General features: G+C 41.3%; 22 protein-coding genes. 7 read left to right on the top strand and 15 right to left on the bottom strand.

All coding sequences use genetic code 11. The annotated features are described in order from the left end of the window. Window positions 1–96 precede the first annotated feature (96 nt). The gene (locus AC1EJ0_RS07525) at window positions 97–327 is read left to right on the top strand and encodes an AbrB/MazE/SpoVT family DNA-binding domain-containing protein (protein ID WP_480023814.1); all 231 of its coding nucleotides are present in this window, start codon (window positions 97–99) and stop codon (window positions 325–327) included. 136 nt (window positions 328–463) lie between these two features. Here AC1EJ0_RS07525 and AC1EJ0_RS07520 read toward each other — a convergent pair whose 3' ends face one another. Next, a complete protein-coding gene (locus AC1EJ0_RS07520; protein WP_480023815.1) occupies window positions 464–1,738 on the bottom strand; it encodes an alpha/beta fold hydrolase in 1,275 nt (424 codons plus the stop codon). Between the two features lie 591 nt (window positions 1,739–2,329). Between AC1EJ0_RS07520 and AC1EJ0_RS07515 the strand changes: the two genes are divergently transcribed. From AC1EJ0_RS07515 to AC1EJ0_RS07505, 3 genes are read left to right on the top strand one after another with little or no spacing between them, the layout of a single operon-like run. Then, a complete protein-coding gene (locus tag AC1EJ0_RS07515) occupies window positions 2,330–4,060 on the top strand; it encodes an ABC transporter ATP-binding protein/permease (protein WP_480023816.1) in 1,731 nt (576 codons plus the stop codon). Next, window positions 4,050–5,699 carry an amino acid ABC transporter ATP-binding/permease protein gene (locus AC1EJ0_RS07510; RefSeq protein ID WP_480023817.1) on the top strand — a complete coding sequence of 550 codons (1,650 nt, stop codon included), beginning with the start codon at window positions 4,050–4,052 and terminating at the stop codon, window positions 5,697–5,699. Before AC1EJ0_RS07515 ends, AC1EJ0_RS07510 begins: the two co-directional genes overlap by 11 nt. Before the next feature lie 23 nt (window positions 5,700–5,722). After that, a complete protein-coding gene (locus tag AC1EJ0_RS07505; protein ID WP_480023818.1) occupies window positions 5,723–6,202 on the top strand; it encodes a nitrous oxide-stimulated promoter family protein in 480 nt (159 codons plus the stop codon). A 479-nt stretch (window positions 6,203–6,681) separates the two neighbouring features. On the opposite strand, the gene AC1EJ0_RS07500 is transcribed toward AC1EJ0_RS07505, so the two are convergent. Both AC1EJ0_RS07500 and AC1EJ0_RS07495 read right to left on the bottom strand, forming a co-directional pair. Then, on the bottom strand, window positions 6,682–7,200 hold the full coding sequence (locus AC1EJ0_RS07500) for a hypothetical protein (RefSeq protein WP_480023819.1): 519 nt from the start codon (window positions 7,198–7,200) through the stop codon (window positions 6,682–6,684). Further along, entirely contained in the window at window positions 7,190–7,825 is a 636-nt protein-coding gene (locus AC1EJ0_RS07495) for a TetR/AcrR family transcriptional regulator C-terminal domain-containing protein (RefSeq protein WP_480023820.1), read from the bottom strand. The genes AC1EJ0_RS07500 and AC1EJ0_RS07495 overlap by 11 nt, the downstream gene beginning before the upstream one ends. Before the next feature lie 176 nt (window positions 7,826–8,001). On the opposite strand from AC1EJ0_RS07495, the gene AC1EJ0_RS07490 reads away from it, so the two are divergent. Together AC1EJ0_RS07490 and AC1EJ0_RS07485 are read left to right on the top strand one after the other, a co-directional pair. Further along, window positions 8,002–10,053: an efflux RND transporter permease subunit gene (locus AC1EJ0_RS07490; RefSeq protein WP_480023821.1), complete on the top strand. Its 2,052-nt coding sequence runs from the start codon at window positions 8,002–8,004 to the stop codon at window positions 10,051–10,053. A gap of 13 nt (window positions 10,054–10,066) precedes the next feature. After that, complete coding sequence (locus AC1EJ0_RS07485) at window positions 10,067–11,539, top strand: hypothetical protein (RefSeq protein ID WP_480023822.1); 1,473 nt, start codon at window positions 10,067–10,069, stop codon at window positions 11,537–11,539. Window positions 11,540–11,973: 434 nt separating this feature from the next. On the opposite strand, the gene AC1EJ0_RS07480 is transcribed toward AC1EJ0_RS07485, so the two are convergent. The 12 genes from AC1EJ0_RS07480 to secA all read right to left on the bottom strand — a co-directional run bounded on the left by AC1EJ0_RS07480 (window position 11,974) and on the right by secA (window position 22,646). After that, the gene (locus AC1EJ0_RS07480) at window positions 11,974–12,648 is read right to left on the bottom strand and encodes a hypothetical protein (RefSeq protein WP_480023823.1); all 675 of its coding nucleotides are present in this window, start codon (window positions 12,646–12,648) and stop codon (window positions 11,974–11,976) included. Continuing rightward, window positions 12,641–13,483, bottom strand: a complete 843-nt coding sequence (locus AC1EJ0_RS07475; protein WP_480023824.1) for a metal ABC transporter permease — start codon at window positions 13,481–13,483, stop codon at window positions 12,641–12,643. The genes AC1EJ0_RS07480 and AC1EJ0_RS07475 overlap by 8 nt, the downstream gene beginning before the upstream one ends. Then, complete coding sequence (locus tag AC1EJ0_RS07470; RefSeq protein WP_480023825.1) at window positions 13,470–14,129, bottom strand: metal ABC transporter ATP-binding protein; 660 nt, start codon at window positions 14,127–14,129, stop codon at window positions 13,470–13,472. Before AC1EJ0_RS07470 ends, AC1EJ0_RS07475 begins: the two co-directional genes overlap by 14 nt. Continuing rightward, window positions 14,129–15,241: a metal ABC transporter substrate-binding protein gene (locus AC1EJ0_RS07465; protein WP_480023826.1), complete on the bottom strand. Its 1,113-nt coding sequence runs from the start codon at window positions 15,239–15,241 to the stop codon at window positions 14,129–14,131. The genes AC1EJ0_RS07470 and AC1EJ0_RS07465 overlap by 1 nt, the downstream gene beginning before the upstream one ends. Before the next feature lie 102 nt (window positions 15,242–15,343). After that, window positions 15,344–15,637: a hypothetical protein gene (locus tag AC1EJ0_RS07460; RefSeq protein WP_480023827.1), complete on the bottom strand. Its 294-nt coding sequence runs from the start codon at window positions 15,635–15,637 to the stop codon at window positions 15,344–15,346. Window positions 15,638–15,763: 126 nt separating this feature from the next. After that, complete coding sequence (locus AC1EJ0_RS07455) at window positions 15,764–16,093, bottom strand: hypothetical protein (RefSeq protein WP_480023828.1); 330 nt, start codon at window positions 16,091–16,093, stop codon at window positions 15,764–15,766. 178 nt (window positions 16,094–16,271) lie between these two features. Then, window positions 16,272–17,285, bottom strand: coding sequence for a tRNA (adenosine(37)-N6)-threonylcarbamoyltransferase complex transferase subunit TsaD (tsaD, locus tag AC1EJ0_RS07450; protein WP_480023829.1), 1,014 nt, complete (start codon window positions 17,283–17,285; stop codon window positions 16,272–16,274). Next, window positions 17,270–17,686, bottom strand: a complete 417-nt coding sequence (rimI, locus tag AC1EJ0_RS07445; RefSeq protein ID WP_480023830.1) for a ribosomal protein S18-alanine N-acetyltransferase — start codon at window positions 17,684–17,686, stop codon at window positions 17,270–17,272. The genes tsaD and rimI overlap by 16 nt, the downstream gene beginning before the upstream one ends. After that, entirely contained in the window at window positions 17,683–18,354 is a 672-nt protein-coding gene (gene tsaB / locus AC1EJ0_RS07440) for a tRNA (adenosine(37)-N6)-threonylcarbamoyltransferase complex dimerization subunit type 1 TsaB (RefSeq protein ID WP_480023831.1), read from the bottom strand. Before tsaB ends, rimI begins: the two co-directional genes overlap by 4 nt. 7 nt (window positions 18,355–18,361) lie before the next feature. Beyond that, window positions 18,362–18,778, bottom strand: a complete 417-nt coding sequence (tsaE, locus tag AC1EJ0_RS07435) for a tRNA (adenosine(37)-N6)-threonylcarbamoyltransferase complex ATPase subunit type 1 TsaE (RefSeq protein WP_480023832.1) — start codon at window positions 18,776–18,778, stop codon at window positions 18,362–18,364. 1 nt (window position 18,779) lies between these two features. Further along, window positions 18,780–19,884, bottom strand: a protein-coding gene (gene prfB / locus AC1EJ0_RS07430; RefSeq protein ID WP_480023833.1) for a peptide chain release factor 2 whose coding sequence is annotated in 2 segments (ribosomal slippage) — window positions 18,780–19,808 and window positions 19,810–19,884 — 1,104 coding nt in all. Because the reading frame shifts where the segments join, the coding sequence is not laid out codon by codon here. Further along, entirely contained in the window at window positions 19,884–22,646 is a 2,763-nt protein-coding gene (secA, locus tag AC1EJ0_RS07425; RefSeq protein ID WP_480023834.1) for a preprotein translocase subunit SecA, read from the bottom strand. The genes prfB and secA overlap by 1 nt, the downstream gene beginning before the upstream one ends. 79 nt (window positions 22,647–22,725) lie before the next feature. Here secA and AC1EJ0_RS07420 point away from each other — a divergent pair, with 79 nt between their 5' ends. Further along, window positions 22,726–22,857 (top strand): hypothetical protein, encoded by a 132-nt coding sequence (locus AC1EJ0_RS07420; RefSeq protein WP_480023835.1) that lies wholly within the window; start codon window positions 22,726–22,728, stop codon window positions 22,855–22,857. The last annotated feature ends 31 nt before the right edge of the window (window positions 22,858–22,888 follow it).

Below are 22,888 nucleotides of genomic sequence, written 5' to 3'. Positions count from 1 at the left end.
CTGTTTGATCAGGCCCTTTCGCTCTGCAAACTCTAGTTGCGGTGCTGGCGGCGGAGGCGGTTGTGGATAAATTATTTATATCAGGAGGTGCGCCTTATGTCTCTAGTAAAAATACAAGACAATGATTTTTTAGAAATTCCAAAAAATATACTCGATAAACTCAATTGGAAGATAGGTGACGAGCTAAAACTGAGCCTTTTTGATGATGAAGTAATTTTAGAAAAGAAAGACAAGAAAAAGATAAATGATTTATTCAATGGCTACGATGGCTCTTACAAGCCAAGTGAAATTGATTGGGGCGAAGATAAAGGTAAAGAGATTTTATAATTATTATTTAAAATTATATTATTCTAGACATAAAACAAGGACAGAGATAATATCTACCCTCTTTACTTAAAATAGTAAGGAGGGTTTTTTACTCTATATAGATAAAAAAAGTGGACGGCTAATCCACTTTATATCATCAATCTTTTAAAAATTTACATACGCTATCAAGCGCTCTAAGGTCCATAAGCATGCCAGGGTGTGTTCCCTTAAACACTTTAAACTTCTCTCTAAGCTCTTTTGGCATCTCGTCAAGCTTGTAGCCCATACACGCTGAATACAGTGGCACTAGCCCGTCGCCCTCTTTTGTTACTAGCTCTCTTGTAATTATCTTGTCGTTCTCATCTTTGATATAGCAGCCAGAAACTTGTGTTTGAGTGCCATCTGCCACTATAAACATAGATTTTGGCCTATTAAGTAAGCTTACACTATGTAAAAAGCTTTTGTACTTTCTATAGTTTTTAGCTTTACTTAAAAATTCTTCATATCGCGTAAATCCAAGATAGTTTTTTATCTCTTTTTGAACTTTGCTCGGCTTAATATCTTCTGCTGCGTTCAAGTCGTGCAGCTGCATGATAAGGTCTTCGTAGTTTTTGTACTTCTTCGATACGACTTTTTCAAAAGTCTTTTTATCCTTCACCCATTGATATGGATACGCTTTAAGCATCTGCGTTGTTGGATACAGCTCAACAAGGCCATCATAAGCATAAACAACGTCCTTTTCTACGCCAAATAGCTTTTCCAAAACTATGTCCTTAAAATTGCCAAATATATTGCCGCTGCTCATTTGATTATAGGCGTGCGGTGCTCCCTCGTAAGGCGTACAAAGAGAAACGTACTTTTCAACTCTTTTATCGTGCTCGCGAAGGTAATGGGCGCTAACAATGCCTCCCATGCTATGTGCAACGATGTCGACCTTTACTTTTCCCCCATGATTTATACTCTTGATAAAACTGTCAAGCTTTTTACAAGTAAGTGTATTTGTCTTTCTCCAATCGTATGAGAACTGGTAGATGGGTCTATCCGGAAACTTTAGAAGTAAGGCGTTTAAAAGCACTGCATTTGCCGAAGCTGGTCCTGTGTGCCTATCAAAGATCCTAGAGTTTCTAAGGTCGCCCTCTTGAAGACCGTATAGCTCGTTGTTTATGTTTAGCTCTTGATTAATCTCTCCTACATCATTAACAAGTGGTATCCAAATCCTCTTAGCAAAGCCCTCTTTGTCCTTAGATATCATCCCAGTGCTTCTCTCAAAATCATCCACATACTTTTCATCGATACTAAATAGCTCGCTGCCAGTAATGCCAGGAATGAAGATGATGGGCCTTTTATAGCCCTCAGTCTTTGTACTTTTCTTTTGCGAACTAGCTTTTTCTGTCTCGCCTACTTTATCTAATAAATTTTTTATAAGCGTCATGATATACATCTCCTAATTAAGTATACACTGATTATATCATAGCTTATATCAGCTTTCAATAAAAATAGGATAGAGATTTTAATTTTCTCTATCCTTTTTCTTTGTATTAATTAAGATTTATGATCTACAAATATTCTATATCAAATTTGCACATCAAAAAGTGTTAAGTCCATGCACCAAGAGAACAAGTGTTAGCGATGTTCGATTGGCTATGCATGCCTTATGCCAGAGTTTACAAAGAGACGGAACGAAGTGAACGTCGATTTGATTAAACTTACGGCTAGTACATTTTAATGTACTAGGTTCTTCTTCTTCCAGCAAAAGTGTGAATAAAAATAGTTTGATCAGGCTCTTTGCTCTGCGAACTCTGGTAGAGGCAGCAGTTAAGCTCCGTACACCAACTTATTTCAAGAACTTACGGCTTTAGATAAATTTAAATAATTATATTTCATTTATATATAAGGATAAAGATTTTATTTCTTTGTCCTTATTTTTTTGCAAATCTATAGAAATTATCATAATTTTATGTTATACTTTATCTTGGTTAGTGCTAGCTAAGTCATGCGCTAAAATACATAAAGGAGAAAATATATGCTTGATAAATACTTATTCAAATCTATTGGCAATGCCAAAAAATACATTCGCAACAGCGTTTTTATGATGATGCTGCGCGTTGTAGGCACTGCTCTACTCGCTCTGGCCTTCGGTATCTTAGCCGAGGCTCTTTACTCAAAAACTGCCATTGACATAAAAAAACTTCTAATAATCTTTGTCCTTGGCATACTTATTAGGGTTCTGGCGCTTTTCAAGGTGACTGATTACCAATCAAACATCATCGGCGAAGTTAAAGGCAAACTCAGAGAAAGGCTTATCACAAAGGCGGTTTCAATCGGTCCAAGCTACAAGGAACAAATTTCGACAGCAACTTTAATCAATTTAGGCTCGGACACTATTGAGCAGCTGCAAAACTATTACGGTCGCTTCCTTCCTGAGTACTACGGTGCATTTGGTGCAAGCCTTGTGAATTTCGCAGTTTTAGCGTATATCGACTGGCACGTGGGACTATTATTTTTAGTACTAATGCCAATCATTCCCTTGTTCTTAAAATTTATCTTGACTATGGTAGGGCGCATGCAAAAGAAGTACTGGCGCAAGTATCAAGACGTTGGCGAGCTATTTCTTGACAGTTTACAAGGCATCACTGCTTTAAAAATTTTCAGAGCGGACGAAAAAAGGGCTGAAGAGCTTGATAAAAAGGCTGAAGACTTTAGGAATGAAACGATGCGTATACTTGCTATGCAGCTAAATTCAATAACTCTAATCGAATGGATTGCCTATGGCTCGTCCATCGCCTGCATTTTCATGAGTCTTTATGTTTATGCAAAAACTGGCCTTGCTCTGCACTTTTTAATCATGATACTAATCATGTCCATGGATGCTTTTAGGCCAATGATTACGCTTACATCAAGTTTTCACGTTGCAATGACTGGGGTTGCGGCTGCTAAGACTCTTATCGATTTTCTAGAACTAAAAGAGGATGAAAGGGGGATGAGCTTCCCTAAGGCTGATGATATCAAGCTTAGCGTAAGAGATCTTTCATACAAGTACCCTGACGGCGAAGACTTCGCTCTGCAAAATATTAATATAAACTTCCCTAATAAAGGCTACATCGCACTTGTCGGCGAGAGCGGCTCGGGTAAATCAACTCTTGCAAAAGTTTTATCGGCTGCGATGAGGGCAAGTTCTGGCGACGTTTTTGCAAATGAAGATGCGTATAACGAGATACAATCGGCATCCATTGCCTCGAATGTCAACAGGATCACACATAATGCACACATCTTTGAAGGGACTTTAAGAGAAAATCTAGTGATGGCAAAAAATAATGTCGATAGCGAGACCATAAACACAGCTCTTAAAAAAGTTAACTTGTATAAGGAGATTATTGAGAGAGACGGTCTTGAAATGCCTTTGTCAAGCGGCGGAGTGAATCTTAGCGGCGGCCAAAGGCAAAGGCTTGCTCTTGCAAGAGCCATGATTGAAGATTCGAAGATTTTCATCTTTGACGAGGCAACTAGCAACATCGACATCGAAAGTGAAGAAATAATTTTAGATAATATCAAAAATATTGCCAAAGAAAAGCTTGTAATCATAGTTAGTCACCGTCTTTCATCGATTAAGGACGCTGACAAGATTTATGTCATGGCTAAGGCAAAACTTGTAGAAGAAGGCACTCATGATGCGCTTATGGCGCAAAATGGCGAGTACAAGCGCATTTACGAGGCTCAAGAGAGTTTGGAAGGAGGTCTTATAAATGCAAAATAAGAAAAGCGGATTAAAAGTAGTAAGTAAACTTTTAAAAGTAGTTAGACCTCTTAGCAAATTCATGGCAATAGCTGTTTTAGCGGGATGCATCTCGTTTTTGTTCTACACAGCAATTGGCGTAATGGGTGCAAAACTCATACTTGAGTACATTGAAGGCGGCACTCAAATGGCTACAATCATGAAAATAATGGCTGGAGCTGTCATATTGAGAGGACTTTTCAGGTATCTCGAGCAGTACATGAACCACTTAATCGCCTTCAAAGTATTGGCACTGCTAAGAAATAGAGTGTTCGCAGCGATTCGTAGACTTGCTCCTGCTAAGATTGAGATGATGAATAAGGGCGACCTCATCAGTGCCATCTCCTCTGACATGGAGCTATTGGAAGTCTTCTACGCTCATACCATATCCCCAGTTTGCATAGCGATGATCACAAGCCTTGTATATGCGTTTTTCTTAGGGCGCATTTCACCTCTAGCAGCACTTGTAATGCTTATGGGTCACGCAGCCATCGCCATAGTTTTGCCAATGATATTCTCAAAACTGGCTGGAAGTGCTGCAGCTGAGACGAGAAGCTCACTTGCAAGGATTAACAACAGCTTTTTGGATTTACTAAGAGGCATTTCAGAAATAATTAGTTTTGCTTATCAAAAAGAAGCGGTGAAAAAGGTTAATGCGCTAAATGCTAGACTTAAAAGTAACCAAGATACACTAATTAGACAGCTTGCGGTACTGCTTGCGCTTGAGGACCTCTTTGAAGTTTTGGTGACTCTTCTAGTCTTCGTAGTCTTGTCAATGGCTGGAACAGCTGGCTCAGACATCTTCCTAGCAGCTGTTTTAACATACTTTAGTTTTGGCGCTGTTAGAGCCGTTTCACTTCTTGGCAATGGCCTTTCGCAAACGCTTGCCTCGGCTGACAGGGTTATGAAGATACTTGAAGAAAAGCCTATGGTTGAGGAAATTACTGATAAAGAAGACCTAAGTAAAAAAGCTATTGCTTCATACGAAGGTAATATAATTGAAGTAAATAGAATTACATTTGCGTATAAAGATGAAAAGATTTTGAATGATTTTACTTTAGCTATTAAAAATCATGAGTTTATCGGTGTTCAAGGTCCAAGTGGCTGCGGTAAATCGACTATGCTTAAGCTTATCATGCACTTTTGGAACCTTGATGCGGGCGAGATCAAAATCGCTGGCAAAAACATTTTGGATATAAATACGGCATCGCTTTACGAGAATCTTAGCTATATGACGCAAACAAGCGAGTTTTTCGAAGGCAGCATCAGAGATAACCTCTTGATTGCAAAGCCAGATGCGACTGACGAAGAGATTGAGGAAGCGCTACGCAAGGCATCTATACTTGATTATGTAAGCTCACTTAAGAACGGCTTAGACACATATATCAAGGAGCTGGGCGAGAACTTCTCAGGCGGCGAGCAGCAAAGGCTCGGTCTTGCGAGATGCTTTCTGAAAGACGCCGAAATTTATTTATTCGATGAGCCGACAAGCAATTTGGATGCGCTTAACGAGAGCATAATCTTGAACTCGATTATGAAGTATATGAAGGGAAAGACCGTGATTATGGTGAGTCATAGGGATTCGACGCTAAGGATATGCGATAAAGTGATTAAAATATAAATATAATAAATACATGGTGAACAATGATAAAAGAAAAAACATTTCCAATACTAAAAAATAAAATTCCCATCGACAAGGATAAGGAAGCAGCGAAAAAACTATTCGAAAAGAAAATATTTCTCTTGATGGCGGCCATTTACTGCGAAGATATGATTAGTGGCAGTAAAAAGTCCATCAGCAAATACAAGTTCGAAGAAGACATAGATGAGTTTATTCTAAACAGGCCAAAGCTTTGGAAATACAAGATAAACGATACTTACTACGAGCTGATCATGAAGGCCTTTAGACACACAGAGCGCTGCCCGCACTCCTTCTACAAAACCTTCTGTCACCAGTGCCCGACTACTTGTTACAAACTCACGGATTTAGAACAGATAGAGCCGATAATGAAGTACGCCGGCAGAAAAATTATTTTGAAGCATCCAATTATGGGACTAAAATTTGTGATAAATTTGATAAGGTCGAAAAATTTGATAAATAAAAACAAGGACAGAGAAAACTAATTCCCTGTCCTTTTGTATTGATAGATGTTTTTTCTTGTTGATTGGACGAAGTGGACTGACGAGACAAGCGGAATATACATGTTGTACAAGAGCATTGTACATCAAAAAGTGTTAAGTCCATGCACCAAGAGAACAAGTGTTAGCGATGTTCGATTGGCTATGCATGCCTTATGCCAGAGTTTACAAAGAGACGGAACGAAGTGAACGTCGATTTGATTAAACTTACGGCTTTTCCTTCGCTTGCTCGTCTACAAAAACTGATAATTTCTAAACTCGTTCTCCTGCGTGAGATTATCTAATATTTATTTTTCTTTAAATTAATTTTAACTTTACCTTATCTCTATTTGTTAAATACTCTTCCACATCAAACAAGTTTTTCTTATAATGATCTTCCAACAGCTTGTAATTCTTATGCTTCGTAATATCGAATTTATCAGACAAGAAATGTATTACTACTCTTAGATAAAAATATACCAATTTTAATAATCTCCGTCTAAGTAATCCTCAAGTTGATATTCTTTCCCATCAACTTCTATAAACCATGTGCTATAAGCATCTATATTTAAAGGATTATCATCAACAACATGAGTTTTATAATACTCTGTATATATACTATACACGAGATTCTTTCTTGTGTCATTCTTATCTATTTTCCCATTATAAAAAGATATATATACAGTAGATACTTTTGTATCTTTTTCCCAATATTTGCTTGCAATTTCATCCATGTGATTGGTATTTATGAATGGTTTTAATTTATCTATTACTTTTTTTACATCATTAATTTTAAAATTTTCAGATGTAACAAAATTAATATATAGGGATGGTCTTAAAAATTTTATTTGTATCTCATCTATTTTTTTATTTGATGACATCTCTTCTTTAAACAAATTAAACTCTTCACTTGTAACATTTTTTTCTTTAGAACAAGAAGTTATAAATATCAACACTATCATTAAAGTCACTATTATTAAATTTTTCCTGTTTTTATTTTTCATTTAACCTAACTCCATCTTTTCTTTGTAAATATTTCTCTACATCAAATACATTTCTCTTATACTCCTCAATCGAACTCCTAATCGATGCCGCCACTATCAGTGCTATATAATTCGCGATCTTCTCGTGGTCAACGTGCTTTCTCGAGTAAAAGTAGTCGATAATCATGTTGGCGATGGCGCCCGCATACATCTTACATAGAAAGTCCTTGAAGTCTGGGTCCAGGGCTATATCCATGTCATCTTCTGTCGTTTCAATCACTTTTAGCACTACCTCGTAGAAATCGTCGTAAAAAAAGTCCTTGAGCCCTTCTCTGCCGATCGAGTCGTAGGCGCAATTAAGTATATCCTGATTGCTCTCTATGTAGTCCATAACGAAGAGTATCGCCTCTTTGTGGTCCTTCTTTACGTCGAAGTTCTTCACGACGTGAACCGCCTCCTCCTCGAGCATCCACTTGAAGAGCTCTTCGATGCCGATGAAGTGGTAGTAGAAGGTCTTTCTGTTGACGTCGCAGTCCTTAACTATATCTGAAATTGTGATTTTGCTTAGGCTTTTCTTTTTCATTTGCTTTTTTAATGACTCTGCCAATTTTTTCTTGGTCATAGTCGAAATTTCTTCGTTTTTCATTGTATCACCACTTATATTATACCCGATTTATAATAATAGCTGTCATTTTTATACATATTTGACCATCAAATACAATAATTTTGTCCCATTTCACACAAGAACGTGTAAATTGACCAGTTTAACTTAGCTCATATCTGGCTATAATATGTACTAGATTAAAGAAAGGGGATAATTTTGTGAAAAAGATTTTTGCAAAACTTATTGAAAAGCCTAGGCTAATAGTATCGATCTTTGTGATTTTGCTAGTCTTTTCAATAGTTTCGTACCCGAAGATTCGGGTTAACTACAAGATTAATGACTACTTGCCAGAAAAGAGCGACTCGTCTGTCGCCATTGACAAGATGAAGGAAGAGTTTGACGAGGACATCTTTAACGTGCGCGTCATGCTTCCAAAGAAGGATATCAGCGAGGTTTTGGATACTATCAGCGCCATCAAAATGGTGGATGGCGTCAAAACTGTCAGCTGGCTAAGTGATTTCGAAGATGTGATGAAGCCCATGGACTTCATGGATCAAAAGCATCTAGATAGCTACTACAAGGACGGCTCTGCGCTTATAAACATTGCCGTGGATGAAGACAAAGCGATTGAATCGACTGAGGCAATCAGAGAGATTATAGGTGAAGAGGCGGCCATGACCGGCTCTACCGTGAATACCGCCATCGCTACGACTAACTCGGTTAATGAGATCATCATCGTAACTATCATCGGTGTGCTATTTACAATACTGATACTGATTTTAACGACTGATGCATGGATTGAGCCCGTCATCATCATGCTTTCGCTAGCGACTGCCATACTTATAAATGCGGGCACGAACATCATCTTCGGAGAGATTTCATTCGTGACAAACGCCGCGGGCAACATACTTCTACTCGCCGTGTCCATGGACTACACTGTCTTTGTGATGCATAGGTTTAAAGAGGAAAAGCTCAAGACGAATGACAAGAAGGTGGCAATGATTGAGGCGCTTGATGTGTCGTTCTCGTCGATACTTTCGTCGGCTCTGACTACCATCATCGGTTTCTTGGCCCTTGTCTTTATGCAATTTAAGATAGGTCCAGACCTTGGTCTAGCGCTTGCAAAGGGCGTATTCATCTCGCTTCTGACTGTATTTACGCTTGCACCCATCATTATTTTGCACTTTGATAAGTACATCGACAAAACTAGCCACAAACGCTTCATTCCAAGCTTTGACGGCTTCGCGCGCCACGTTTTTAAGCACAAAAGAGCTTACATCATAGTCTTCTTATTATTAATAGTGCCAAGCTTTTTAGCGGCGAGCAAAAACTCATACTACTTCGGCACTTCACACATCTTTGGCCCAGATACCAAGCTCGGCCAGGACAATATCGCCATCGAGGAAAAGTTCGGCGCTGAAGATAACTACGCGATCTTGGTGCCTATTGGTAACTTAGAAAAGGAAAGGCGTCTTTCTGATGATTTGAGGTCCATGAGCAAGGTTAAGAGCGTTATCTCTTATGTAGACATGGTTGGAGAGACGATACCGACTAGCTTTTTGGACGAGAGCGACCTAAAGAAGCTAAACTCTGATAATTATACTAGGATGATAGTTTCGGTCGACGCGGACTTCGAAGGCGAAGACACTTACAAGCTCATCGACGATATCAAGGCCGCGATAAGTAAGTACTACGGCGAATACTACCTACTTGGCGAAGGCGTATCGACTTATGACCTTAAAAACACTGTAACAGCGGACATGACTACCGTTAATATCATAGCCATCGCCGCCGTATTTATAGTTTTGTTGCTTACAGAAAAGTCTCTTAGTTTGCCTATACTCTTGGTTGCAGCCATCGAGACAGCTATATATATAAACATGTCGGTGCCTTACTACCGCTCATCAAGCGTCTTCTACATCGCCTACCTGATCATTTCGTCAATACAGCTTGGGGCGACAGTCGATTACGCGATACTTTTGAGCGAGAGATACCTTGAAGAGAGAAAGTCCTTGAACAAGGCGGACGCAGCCATTAACACAGTGTCAATGACGGCCGTTTCGATACTGACTTCAGCTACCGCGATGATAGTTGTCGGCATATTGCTAGGAAAGTTCTCAACTCACGGCCTGATCTCGCAGCTGGGCTACCTGCTTGCGATAGGAACGACAGCTTCACTAGTCATAGTGCTCTTCGTTTTGCCGGGCCTACTATATAGTCTCGACGGACTTATTCAAAAAACTACGAAAAACATAGAATTTGTTAATTAAGAAAGGTGATATTATGGATAAAAAGAAAAGATTATTCGCGGGCGTTTTGTGCCTCGTAATGATATTTATGGCTACGGCGCCCATCTTAGCAGCGAGTGATAATGCGAAGGAAGAGGTTATCTACGCTAGTTTAGGAAGCGATGGCGAGGTCAATAGCCTTAGCATTGTGAATATTTTTGGTAAAGGCGCTAAGGAAGACTACGGACGCTACACTAAGGTCAAGGCCTTAAACTCAGAAGCTTCTGTGAAGATGAACGCTGATAAAATCACATTTGCCAGCGATAAAGATAGGTTCTACTACCAAGGCGACATGGACGACAAGACTCTTCCTTGGCTAATTAGCGTAAAATATTACATCGATGGCAAAGAAATGAGCGCTGACGAGATCAAGGGCAAGTCAGGCGAGGCCGAGATCAAACTTAGCATCAAAGAAAACCCTGCCATGGACAAGGAGTTCTTTGAAAAATACACACTTGAAGTCTCGACTAAACTCGACACAAAGAAGTTTAAGAACATATCTTCAGACAAGGCCTCTCTTGCAAATGAAGGCGAGATGAAGCTTATAAACTTTATCGCTCTTCCAAACACAGGGCTTGAAGCAAGCATAAACGCTGACGTAGAAGACTTTTCATTCGAAGGCTTCTCCATCAATTGTCTTGATTTAAAACTTAACATCGACCTTGAAAGCCTTGGACTTGAGGAAAAGGCAGACGATTTGAAGAGCGCGAGCCAAAAACTTAAGGACGCGAGCTACAAAATCAATAAAAATACAAAACCCCTTGCCAATGGCGCAAGAGATATAAAGGCGTCGTACGATAAGCTTGAGGGCGCAAACAGAGCCTACATCGAGAAGAGCGTAGAAGTTTTTGATGGCGTAGCAAAACTTGATGCTGGGCTTGAAGCCATTGACGCAAAGTCTGATGAATTAAAGGTCGCTTCAAAGAGCGTGGAAGATGGTCTTGAGAAGATCGCTTTACTTGCGCAAAATGACAAGAACATGGCCCAAGCCATTGCCATGATAAAAGAATCATACAAAGCCTTTGACGCAGGACTTAATGAATACGTGAGCGGAGTGAATGAAGCTCTCAAGTCAAGCAAAATGCTAAACGCAGGCGCAACAGCCATGAGCGCAAAAGCAATTGAGCTAATAAGCGCAAACTCTAGTATGACTAAGGGCATGGCGAGCTTCACGAAGAGCCTCTCAGACTACCTAGTCGCTACAGACAAGATTACAACAGGCTTTACGAAGCTATATGACGAGATAAGAACTAAAGAAAATGAAGTTAAGGACAAATTCGTGAAGAATGACAGCGCTAGCACTTATGTGAAGTCATTCGCTTCAGAGAAAAATGAAAACGTTAGATCCGTGCAATTCGTGCTAAAAACAGAAAAAGTGGAAGAAGAAGTCAAAGAAGAAGTCCACGAAAAGAAAGTAGACGAAAAGAAAAACGTCTTTAAGAAGTTTACAGAACTCTTTAGTAAATAGATTTAATTTATATATACTTGAAGGCAAGTCCTTCCAGATAAACCTCTCAAAAATAAAGGATAGAGAAAAGCAAAATCTCTATCCTTTGTTTTATGTGTTGAATTATTTGATTAATAGACAGTCTTATTAAAAATGGATACACAATAAAAGTGTATCCATTGAAATATTAAACCAAATTTTTACCACGTGTCAATTAATTATTCAATACTCTATATCTCTTCGCTCGAGCTTAGTTCGAAGAGAGAGTCGATGGATGGGACGAAGTTTAATTCCTTAATTATCTTGTAAAACAGTTTTTATAAATTTATCATCGCTTAACCCTTAGTTTGCAGATAAAACAAGATGATTTGACGTTGTGCAGAATTTTTTGGAGTGAGGTGTGCAAGTGCACTCCGCAGCGACAAAATAATTCGAAACTAGTCAAAGGGCTTGTTTTAGCGCGAAATAAGTTTGGCGTTCTTAATAATAGCTAGCGGAAACGGAATTTCCTCTGAATTATATACAGCCAATTCTCCCTCAACCGTTACCTCTTCCTTATCTTTCGGATATTTTGCGTTTTTATCCTCTAATATATACTGAAGGCCTTGTTGGCAGCAGGCTTGTCTATCGTTGATAAGGACGTAGTGATCGATGCCGGATGTATCTGTTGTCTCTAGATCTGTTGAGATGCCTTGTAGCTTGATCTTAACGCCTTCGAAGCTCTTTGGGTCTTCGGCTATCATGGCGACGATGACGTAGTTCATGTCTAGGTCATTGCCTGTTAAATCATAGTATTGGCCGCTTTCGTTTGCGTTTTCGCTTTCATCAGCACTATCATTTGTATCTGGGTTAATATTTTCATCAGAATTTTCATTTGTATCAATATTTTCATCTGAATTAGCATTTTCGTCTGAGTCAATATTTTCGTCTGCATCATCATTTTCAGTATTGGCATCAGCATTATCAGCATTTTTAGCTTTGGAGCTTTCTTTCATCTTGTTCACTGTCTCGTTGACGGTGCTATTGGGCATATAACGGTATATAACTTTTTTGTTTGTGAAAAATGCGAGTATCAAGACCAAAATCAAGGCCCCGACTATCCTCAAAATTCTCTTCCTTGTTTTATCCACGTTTCACACCTCCTACTATTGACATAATTATGAATATGACGAGATTCATCACGACGATTGTCGAGCCGACTGGCGTCGAAGCAAGTATTGCAAATATCGCGCCGCCAAGTGCTGAAATAAGCGAGATTATTGCCGAGGCGACGGCTATCTTTCTAAATGAATGGAAAACTTTCATCGCTGAAACTGCTGGGAAGACTATGAGTGCTGCGACTAGAAGTGAGCCCACGAGCCTGATTGCAAGTGTGATCACGACTGCGACGACCATTGACAAGACTGTGTTTAGCCTTTCGACTTTGATGCCTGAAGCGCATGCGAGGTCTTCGTCGAAGACTGTGATGTATATTTCTTTATAGTAGTAGATGAAGAAAAGTATCACGAGTATCGAGAGTGCCACGGATGTGATGACGTCTAGCTTTGTGAGTGTCAGGATGGATGTCGATCCGAAAAGTATTGTGCACACGTCAACTAAGACGTTTGGGCCGACTCTGAAGACGTTCATGACTAGGTAGCCCACTGCGAGTGCCGAGACTGAAACCATTGCGATGGCTGCGTCTGAGATGATTTTCTTGGAATTATTTCCTTGGAGTAGTATTAGCGCGAAAAATATTGTCATAGGTAGTGCTAGGACTAATTTTTGCGTAAAGCCAATGGCTGTCGCGATTGATAGGGACGCGAAGGCGACGTTTGAAAGTGAATTTGCGATGTAGGAGTAGCGTTTCAAAACGAGTATCACGCCCAAAAATGCTGACGCGAGCGCTATGAGTGAGGCGCAGACTAGTGCGTAGCGCACGAAGGGGTAGCCTAGGTAGAAGGTGAATTTGTTAATTAAGTCCATCTTTTTTGCCTCCTTCCTCGTAAATCGCGCGGCTGCCGTCAAGCTTAAGTACTTTGTTTGCATATTGTGTAGCTCTTTGGCTGTCGTGCGAGACCATGATGATGGCTGTGCCACTTGCGTTTATCTTTTCGAGCATCTCATAGAGGCTTCCTTGCGCCTCTGGGTCGAGGCCGGCAAGCGGCTCGTCGAGTATAAGTAGCTTCTTTTCTTCTACGAAGCTTCTTGCGAGCAAGACTCTCTGCCTTTGTCCGCCTGATAATGAGGAAAAGCGCCTGTCTTTGAGATTTGCTATGCCAAAATTATCAAGGCATTCAAGTGCTCTCGCCTTTTCTTCTTTTGTGTAGAAAAATCTTTTTTTGATCTTAAAGCCGGATAGAACGAGCTCCATCACTGAAGTCGGAAAATCGGCTGCAATTGAGAGGATCTGCGGTAGGTAGGCGATTTCGTCTTTTGAAATGCCATCTAAAACTATATCCCCCGATATTTTCTTATTAAGGCCCAAGATGGTTCTGATCAGGCTCGATTTGCCTGAGCCGTTTTCGCCTAGGATGACGATGTAGTCACCATCTGAGACCTCTAGGTTTATAAAGTCACTTAGGACTTGACCTTTGTAGCCAAATCCTAAGTCTTTTAGTATTAATTTCATTAGTTTAACGCCTTCTTTAAAGCGTCTAAGTTCATTTGCATGTAGTCAATGTATGTCTTGCCGTCATTTGAACTAGCATTTTCCATGGATGTCATCTCGATGATGTCTTGGTCCTTTGCCTTGCTTGAGTTTTTCACTGTGTCAGCGATTTTGCCATCTGAACCAGCTAGCTTAATTATGTGCTTTATATTAAGCTCGTCCACTTTTTGTGCTAGGAAGCTGATAGTTTCAAAGCTTGCTTCGCTTTCAGCTGAGCAGCCAACAAAGGCAGCGAAGTAATCAAGATCAAGGTCACTTACTAAGTAGCGGAATGGGAATCTATCCGCAACTAAGATAGTATCTTGCTTTGCAGCCTTTCTCATCTCGTCAAAATCATTTTGAAGCGCATCAAGTTTTGCTGCGTATGCTTCGTAATTTTTCTTGAATGTATCAGCGTTTTTTGCATCGATTTCGCAAAGAGCGTCAGCAATTGCCTTTGAAATAGTTTTTGCGTTCTTTACAGATAGCCAAACGTGTTCATCGTATTCTATTTCTTCGTGTTCGTGATCATGTTCGTGGTCATGTTCATGGTCGTGGTCGTCGTGGTCAGCATCTTCATGTTCATGGTCTTCATCGCCATGTTCGTGGTCGTGATCTTCATCCCCATGTTCATGCTCATGATCGTGTTCCATGCCTTCTTTTACTTCCTCTTCCTTAACAGCGTCACCTAAAATTTCAAGCATGTTAAGCACCTTGGCATTAGGCGCTTGTTTTGCTGCATCTGGAGCCCATTCGTCCGATTCACCGCCAACATACAAGAACAGATTTGATTTAGCAATCTTTTCGATGTCTTGAGCGGAAGGCTCGTAATTGTGTAGACTTACGCCATTGTCAGTAAGGTTAGTGACCTCTACGTCAGTACCTTCAGTGATATTCTTCACCCAATCATATGCTGGGAATGTGTTTGTTACAACGCTTACAGCGTCTCCGTCCTTTTCTACGCTGTCTGCTTTTTCAGCTGGAATAGCCTCAGGAGCTGGTTCGTCAGCCACTTCTGGCGCTTTATTTGAATTGCATGCCACTAGCAAAACGACTGCTAGTAGGCAGGCTATTAATTTATTTATATTTTTCATTTTAATCTCCTTTATATATTTTGTATATTTTGTATATATTTTGTATATTTTGTATATTCTACCGTTTATTAAATTTTGCCGTTATTATATAAAAAGAGATCTTTAATTGTTCATGCGCACCATAAGCTCGACTGGTGTCTTCGCCATATCCATAGTCATGGTAATGGTGATGAGCTTTATAAATACTAGTACTGCGAGCATGACTTGGGCTGCCGCGCGCGAATGGTTTAAGTGCTTTTCTAGGTCCGAGACCATATCCATGAAGCGGCAGATTGGGCAAGATGTGCGCTTGCAGACGTGGAAGGCGCTTGTGGCCGCGACGAAAAAGCTTAGTAGCGAGAATGCGACTAAGATGATGCAAAGTATTGATAATAGTTTTTTGATACGCTTTGGCATGTGGCCCTCCTTTTTTACATGCCTTATTATATAGCAGGGTTAATAGAAAGTCAATTTATATTGATTAAAATATATATGTAAAATTGTTTATACAACGTACGTAAAAAAAGAGAGCCGCAGCCCTCTTTAAAATAATTCTTCGTCAAATTCCACCGTCTCACCATTTTTATACTCATTCAAAACATCACGTTTTAATTTTTTCACCGAAATTGGCATGTTTTTTTTAATTCTTTTAAACTCATGAACTAGCTCTTCGCCTTCAAGACCTTCCTCAATAAGGTCTTTCATAATTAAATCATCAAACATCTCATCAACACTTTTATAAGTTTTGCCAATGGTCTTGTCCTTCTTCATCGCTTCAACTTCTTTTATAGCCTCGATAGTCTCAGCATTTGGAGCTTCATTTTGAATTTTATTTTTCTTGTCAATAGAATTAGTTTTAGTCTTTTTATTCATAATAGATCTCCTTTTCTTTTCAGAATTTTATCTATTTTCTCAATCGAGCCAAGCCAATAATTTTGTAGGAAAATTTGATGGATTGTGCGAAATGGAGCTTCGAGGCAAGCGGAATGTATAGTCATACCTGAGCATTGCCGAGAAGCGAATGAGCGCAAGGCGCAAATTTAACACAAAATTATAAACCCAGATTAGGATCAACCTCAAAAGCAAGATCCAGCCCCTGCTTATTCTTCAAAAATTCCAAATAGCCCTGTGCCCCTATCATCGCGGCATTATCTGTAGTATAAACGGCCTTCGGGTAATATAGCTTAAAGCCATGTGCCTGCTCTTCTTTAGCTAGCGCCTCGCGTAGCGCCTTATTATTCGATACGCCGCCCGCAAGTACTATCTTGTCATAGCCGAGCTCATCTTTCAAATCGACTGCCTTCTTTGCGAGTACATCGACTGCGGCCTTTTGAAATGAGGCTGCGACGTCGGCTTTATTCACTTCTTGACCCCTTTGCTCTTCGTAATGAAGATAATTCAAGACCGCTGTTTTTAGTCCTGAGAAACTAAAGTTGTAGTCGCCCGACTTCATCATAACTCGCGGAAGCTCGATGGCATCTGGATTTCCTTCCATAGCAAGCTTCTCTATCTCTGGTCCACCTGGATACGGTAGTCCCAAGGCTCTGGCGACCTTGTCAAAGGATTCGCCCGCTGCGTCATCAAGTGTCCTGCCGACCAAGTCATAGTCGTAGTAATCCTTCATATTGACAAGGTAGGTGTGACCGCCTGAAACGACTAGCGAGACGAACGGCGGCTTCAAGCCCTCTGTAGTTATGTAATTTGCTGCGATGTGGCCCTTCATGTGATTGACTGGCACTATCGGCACATCCATTGACATCGCTAAGGCCTTTGCAAATGACACGCCAACAAGCAGGGCTCCGATCAGTCCCGGTCCCCTCGTTACAGAGATAAATTCTATTTCGGATAAGTCAGTTTTTGCCTCAGCTAGTGCCTCTTCCAAAACTGCCGAAATCGCTTCGATGTGCATTCTTGACGCAATTTCAGGCACTACGCCCCCGAATTCTCTGTGCGTTGCTATTTGCGTTGCTATAACATTTGACAAAACTTCCAAATCGTCCAATATGGCGATCGATGTCTCATCGCATGAACTTTCTATCGCTAAATGTTTCACTTTCTCCTCCACATAATCGCCGCATCTTCACCATGGTAATAGTTTTTGCGGACGCTTTCCTTTTTAAAATCGTATTTTTCATATAAGCTTATCGCTTTAAAATTGCTTTCCCGAACTTCTAGGGCAATGGCCTTGCCTTCCGCTTCCTCAATCGCATGGGTCAATAGCCTTGCTCCTATGCCCTTTCCTCTCATTTCTTCCGAGACCGCTATGTGCATCAGGTCTGCCTCGTCATATAGAATCTTGATGTCTACAAAGCCTTGCACGGCTCCCTCTTCGTCCACGTATACAAAGGCCTTGGAGCTATCGCTTTTTAGCTCGCTCTCGACGACGCCAATGGTCCACGGATCGTCTGTCTTTGACAAAATCTCGTATATGGCCCTCGCGTCATTAGGCTTTGCCCGTCTAATCACTTTTTATCTTCCTCGGCTTGCGATGACTTCATATATATAGGTATCGCGCCATATCTATCTTCGGCTGTCATCTCGTCCAAGTGGTCTATAACGTAGTCAAGGACTTCCTTGGCGATGGGTTCGTTCTCTCTATAAACTCCAGAAATTACATTAGCCCCAAACTTTTCCTTATATTTTCCATAGAAATCGCCCGGCATAATGACAGTGCCTTCAAGTCCATTAACGAGGCTAATTAGCTCATCAAGCGTGTAAATCCCTTCGTCCTTTAGCATCTCAAATTGATTTTCATAGCTATAAAGCGCCGCGAAGGCTCTATCGCGTCTCGCGTCAATCGCTGGAACTATGTATTTAAGCCCCTTGTAGCGATAGCTCATCGCCTTAAGCGAAGACACGGTGTAAATTGGCTTATCGTCCTTGAAGCTAAAGGCCTTAATCATGGCGGCGGCTATCCTAAGTCCTGTGAAGGAACCGGGTCCCTTCGAAACGGCAAAGGCATCGATCTCGTCCACTTTTAGACCAAAGATGTCTAAAATCTCCTTGGCCATCAGGGCAAGCTTTTCGGAGGCGCTTCTGTCGTATGAAACGTTGAACTCGCCTCTCACAACGCCGTCAACTGCAAGCGCCGCGCTTATATATCTACTTGAACTGTCTAAACTTAAAATCTTCATATTACCTCTAATAATCAAAATTTGTTTCTAAAATTCGGCTCTCGCCGTCCTTAATTAGGCTTATCTTTTTCGCGTCTTTGAACTCATTTTCAATCACTTCAGGCCACTCAATTAGGCTCACTGCGCCACTATCGTATAGGTAGTCATCCAGTCCAAGCGTATCTATGTCGATGGACTTTGTTAGTCTATATAGGTCGAAGTGGTATATCGCCACGCCCTCTGCCTTATAAACGTTCATTATGGCGAAGGTCGGGCTTGTTACGTAGTCATCCGAGCCAAGCGCTTTGACTATGGTCTTGGTGATGGTCGTCTTGCCGGCACCCATTTCCCCTTTTAAAAGAATAATGTCGCCTATATCAATTTTCTTCGCTATACGCTCGGCGGCGCGCCTTGTATCATCCAGTGTTTTCAGTACTTCTCTCATATTACGCCTCCCTCACGTGATCAAGGTAGGCGTATATAAACTTGTCGATGTCGCCGTCAATGACTTTTTGCACTTCGAAATTCTCCACATCTGTCCTATGGTCCTTGACAAGCATGTATGGATTGAAGATATAAGAGCGGATTTGCGAGCCCCACGCAATCTGTGAGTAGTCGCCCGTAAGCTCATCTATGGTCTTTTTGCGTTCCTCTTCCTTCAGCTGAACAAGTTTGCCGTACAAAATACGAAGGGCTACCTCTTTATTTTGCTTTTGGCTCCTTTCGTTTTGGCAAGTTGCGACCACACCAGTCGGTATGTGCGTGATACGAACCGCTGAATCAGTGGTGTTTACGGATTGGCCGCCAGCACCTTGTGAGCGGTAGTAGTCTATCTTTAAATCCTCTTCCTTTATATCTATCACAATATTTTCATCTATATCAGGGAAGACGTCGACCGAGGCAAAGCTTGTGTGCCTCTTCTTTTGCGCGTCGAAGGGCGATATCCTAACAAGTCTGTGAACCCCGCGCTCCGCCTTTAAAAAGCCATAGGCGTAGGCACCTAAAACCTTGAAGTAAACGCTTCTTATGCCGCCCTCGGTGTCCGCTAGGTAGTCGATGACCTCAAGCTTGTAGTCATGATCCGCAGCCCATCTCGTATACATGCGGTAGAGCATCTCCGCCCAGTCTTGAGCGTCGGTGCCGCCAGTACCTGCGTGTATCGAGACGACCGCGCCATTCTTATCATATTCGCCGTCAAGTAGCGTTCTCACCTTGAGTTCTTCGAGCGCCTTGTCTATTGACTCCGCTAAATCATGTAGAGCCTTGTAATTATCAGGCCTTTCCTCTTCGTATAGCTCGATATAGACGCCCATGTCCTCAAGATTTGATCCTATCTCCTCGTAGCTATTTAGAGGCGTAGTAACGTCCTTAAGCTCGTCTATCACTATATCTGCGGCGTCCTTATCGTCCCAGAATGACGGCTCAGCCATCTTCCTCTCAAGCTTCGTCTTAGTCTCTCTTAGACCATCAGCGTCAAAGATAGTCCCCTAACTTGATGTATCTCTCATTAAAATTCGCGTAATCTTCCTTATACTCTTGTAATGTCTTCATTACTCATTCCTTCCACAGCAGTTTTTGTACTTCTTGCCGCTTCCGCATGGGCAAGGATCGTTCCTGCCAACTTTTTTAGTTTTTCTAACGTATGGCTTCTTCTTTTCGTCAGAACCCGCGCCTTCAAAACCTTCCTTTATATTCTTATTTTGCTCTCTTCTCTTAACCTTGCTTGGATCTTCAACGTGGAATAAAATCCTTAAAGTGTCTTCCTTGATCGCTTCATTCATCGCCTCGAACATGTCAAAGCCTTCAATTGCGTAGGCCCTAGCAGGGTCCTCTTGCGCCATGGACCTAAGTCCAATACCTTGCTTCAACTGATCCATCGCGTCGATGTGATCCATCCACTTGTCGTCAACAACTTGTAGAAGCACGATTCTCTCTATCTCTCTGAACTTTTCAGGAGTAAATTCATTTTCCTTCGCTTCGTATTTTTTAAGCGCGTGCTCTGTAAGCATGTCAATTAGCTCATCCTTGAGAATGTCCTTAGTGTTTAGACCCTTAATGTCTTCCATATCTATATCGAAAATGGCCTTAAGGTGCATGAATAAGCTCTTGAAGTCCCAATCGCCACAGTCTTCCTTTTCAAAAGTCATGGTATTTACAAAACCCGCTATGACATCCTTGATCATGGCAGTGATATTGTCCCTAAAATCAGCGCCTTCAAGGAGTTTCTTTCTCTCAGCGTAGATGACTTCCCTTTGCTTGTTCATTACGTCATCGTACTTAAGAACGTGCTTTCTGATACCGTAGTTGTTTCCTTCGACCTTTCTTTGAGCCGACTCAATCAGCCTTGTCAATACTGGCGATTTTATCGAGTCGCCTTCAGGCATCTTCATCATGTCGATGGCGTTTTTAAATCTGTCGCCGCCAAATAGACGCATTAAGTCGTCTTCAGCCGATATATAGAATGTCGATGAACCGGGGTCACCTTGTCTGCCGGCACGGCCACGGAGTTGGTTGTCGATACGTCTTGACTCGTGTCTTTCAGTACCGATGATGTGTAAGCCGCCTGCATCAATAACCTTAGCCTTTTCCTCTTGAAGTTCCTTCTTATATTGTTCAACGTATTCGTCGTATTCTTTTCTGTTCTTTAGAATTTCAGCATCCTTAGTGTCCTCGTGCGAGTCAACTTGCGCCATCTCTTCCTCAGATAGACCCTTTCTTCTCATCGCTTGCTTTGCCATAAACTCAGGGTTACCGCCTAAGATGATGTCGGTACCACGGCCCGCCATGTTAGTCGCTATCGTAACTTGACCCAAACGGCCCGCTTGAGCAACTATCTCCGCTTCTTTGTCGTGGAACTTCGCGTTTAAGACCTCATGCTTGATACCAGTCTTTTTAAGTAGCTTCGATAGCTCTTCAGACTTTTCTATGGATATAGTTCCGACTAGAACCGGTTGTCCAGTAGCGTGTCTAGCCTTGATATCATCAATAACAGCTCCGAATTTCTCAGCCTCAGTCCTATAAATCTCGTCAGGATTATCTTGTCTGATAACAGGCTTGTTAGTCGGTATCTCAATAACGTCCATGTGGTAGATGTCTTGGAATTCCTCCTCTTCAGTCTTTGCAGTACCAGTCATACCCGAAAGTTTTTTGTACATTCTAAAGTAGTTTTGGAAAGTAATAGTCGCCAAAGTCTTCGACTCGCTCCTAACCTCAAGACCTTCCTTCGCCTCAATCGCTTGATGTAGACCATCCGAGTAGCGTCTACCAAACATCAAACGGCCAGTAAACTCGTCAACGATGATGATCTCGCCATCTTTCACAACATAGTCCTTGTCCTTCTTCATAAGGCTCCTTGCCTTCATCGCTTGATTAATATGGTGAATGATCTCCATATTCTCAATGTCAGAAAGGTTTTCCACCTTGAAAAATTCCTCCGCCTTCTTAGTACCAAGCTCTGTTAATAGCACAGAACGGTCCTTTTCGTTGACAACGTAGTCCTTAGTCTCTTCCTCCTCTTCCTCTTGCTTAACAAACCTGTCAAGAGGGTCCACGTGCTCGTCAGGGTCTTGCACCCTAACCGATAGACGTGATACAAAAGTCTTCGCAAGCTCATAAAGATCAGTAGATTTGTCACCTTGACCAGAAATTATTAATGGTGTTCTCGCCTCATCTATTAATATGGAGTCCACTTCGTCGACAATCGCGTAGTTTAGCTCCCTTTGCACCATATTTTCTTTGTAGATAACCATGTTGTCCCTTAAGTAGTCAAAACCGAATTCGTTGTTAGTACCATAAGTTATATCAGATGCGTAGGCAATCTTCCTATCTTCCTTAGGCATGTCGTGCACAATGCAGCCAACAGATAGACCAAGATATTCAAAAACCTTGCCCATCCAGTCCCTGTCACGCTTAGCAAGGTAGTCGTTTACAGTAACGATGTGCACGCCCTTGCCCTCAAGCGCATTTAAGTAAGCCGGCATAGTCTCAACCAAAGTCTTACCTTCACCAGTTTTCATCTCAGCGATGCGGCCTTGATGCAAAATGATGCCGCCCTCGACTTGCACCCTGTATGGCGTCATGCCTAGAACCCTCTTCGAAGCTTCCCTAACAGTCGCAAACGCCTCCGGTAAAATGTCATCAAGCGTTTCGCCGCCCTTAAGTCTTTCCTTTAATTTATTAGTATTATCCTTTAATTCCTCGTCCGATAGCTTCGAGTAAGAATCCTCCAAAGCCATAACCTCTTCAACTTGTGATTTGTTCTTTTTAATAGCCCTATCCGAAGTAGAGCCAAATATTTTTGAGAATAATCCCATCTTTTCACCTTCTTTAAATTACTTCACCCTTTATTATACCTTATTTGAGATGAAATTACAAGAACTTGGAAAATATTTTATGAGTAATAGCCCTCACCACGTGCATGGCCTTGCCCCTTCGATTGATTTTGCTTGGCAAATGGCGGGCAGATGGTATACGCCGTGCAAATGGTGTATGACGGGCAGATGGTGCATAGACTTAACTGTATAAATGTACTCAAGCATTACACGAAGTAAATTTC

This window comes from Fenollaria sp. C0166D3 (genome assembly GCF_056590255.1).
This window is presented reverse-complemented; position numbering and strand designations above follow the sequence as displayed.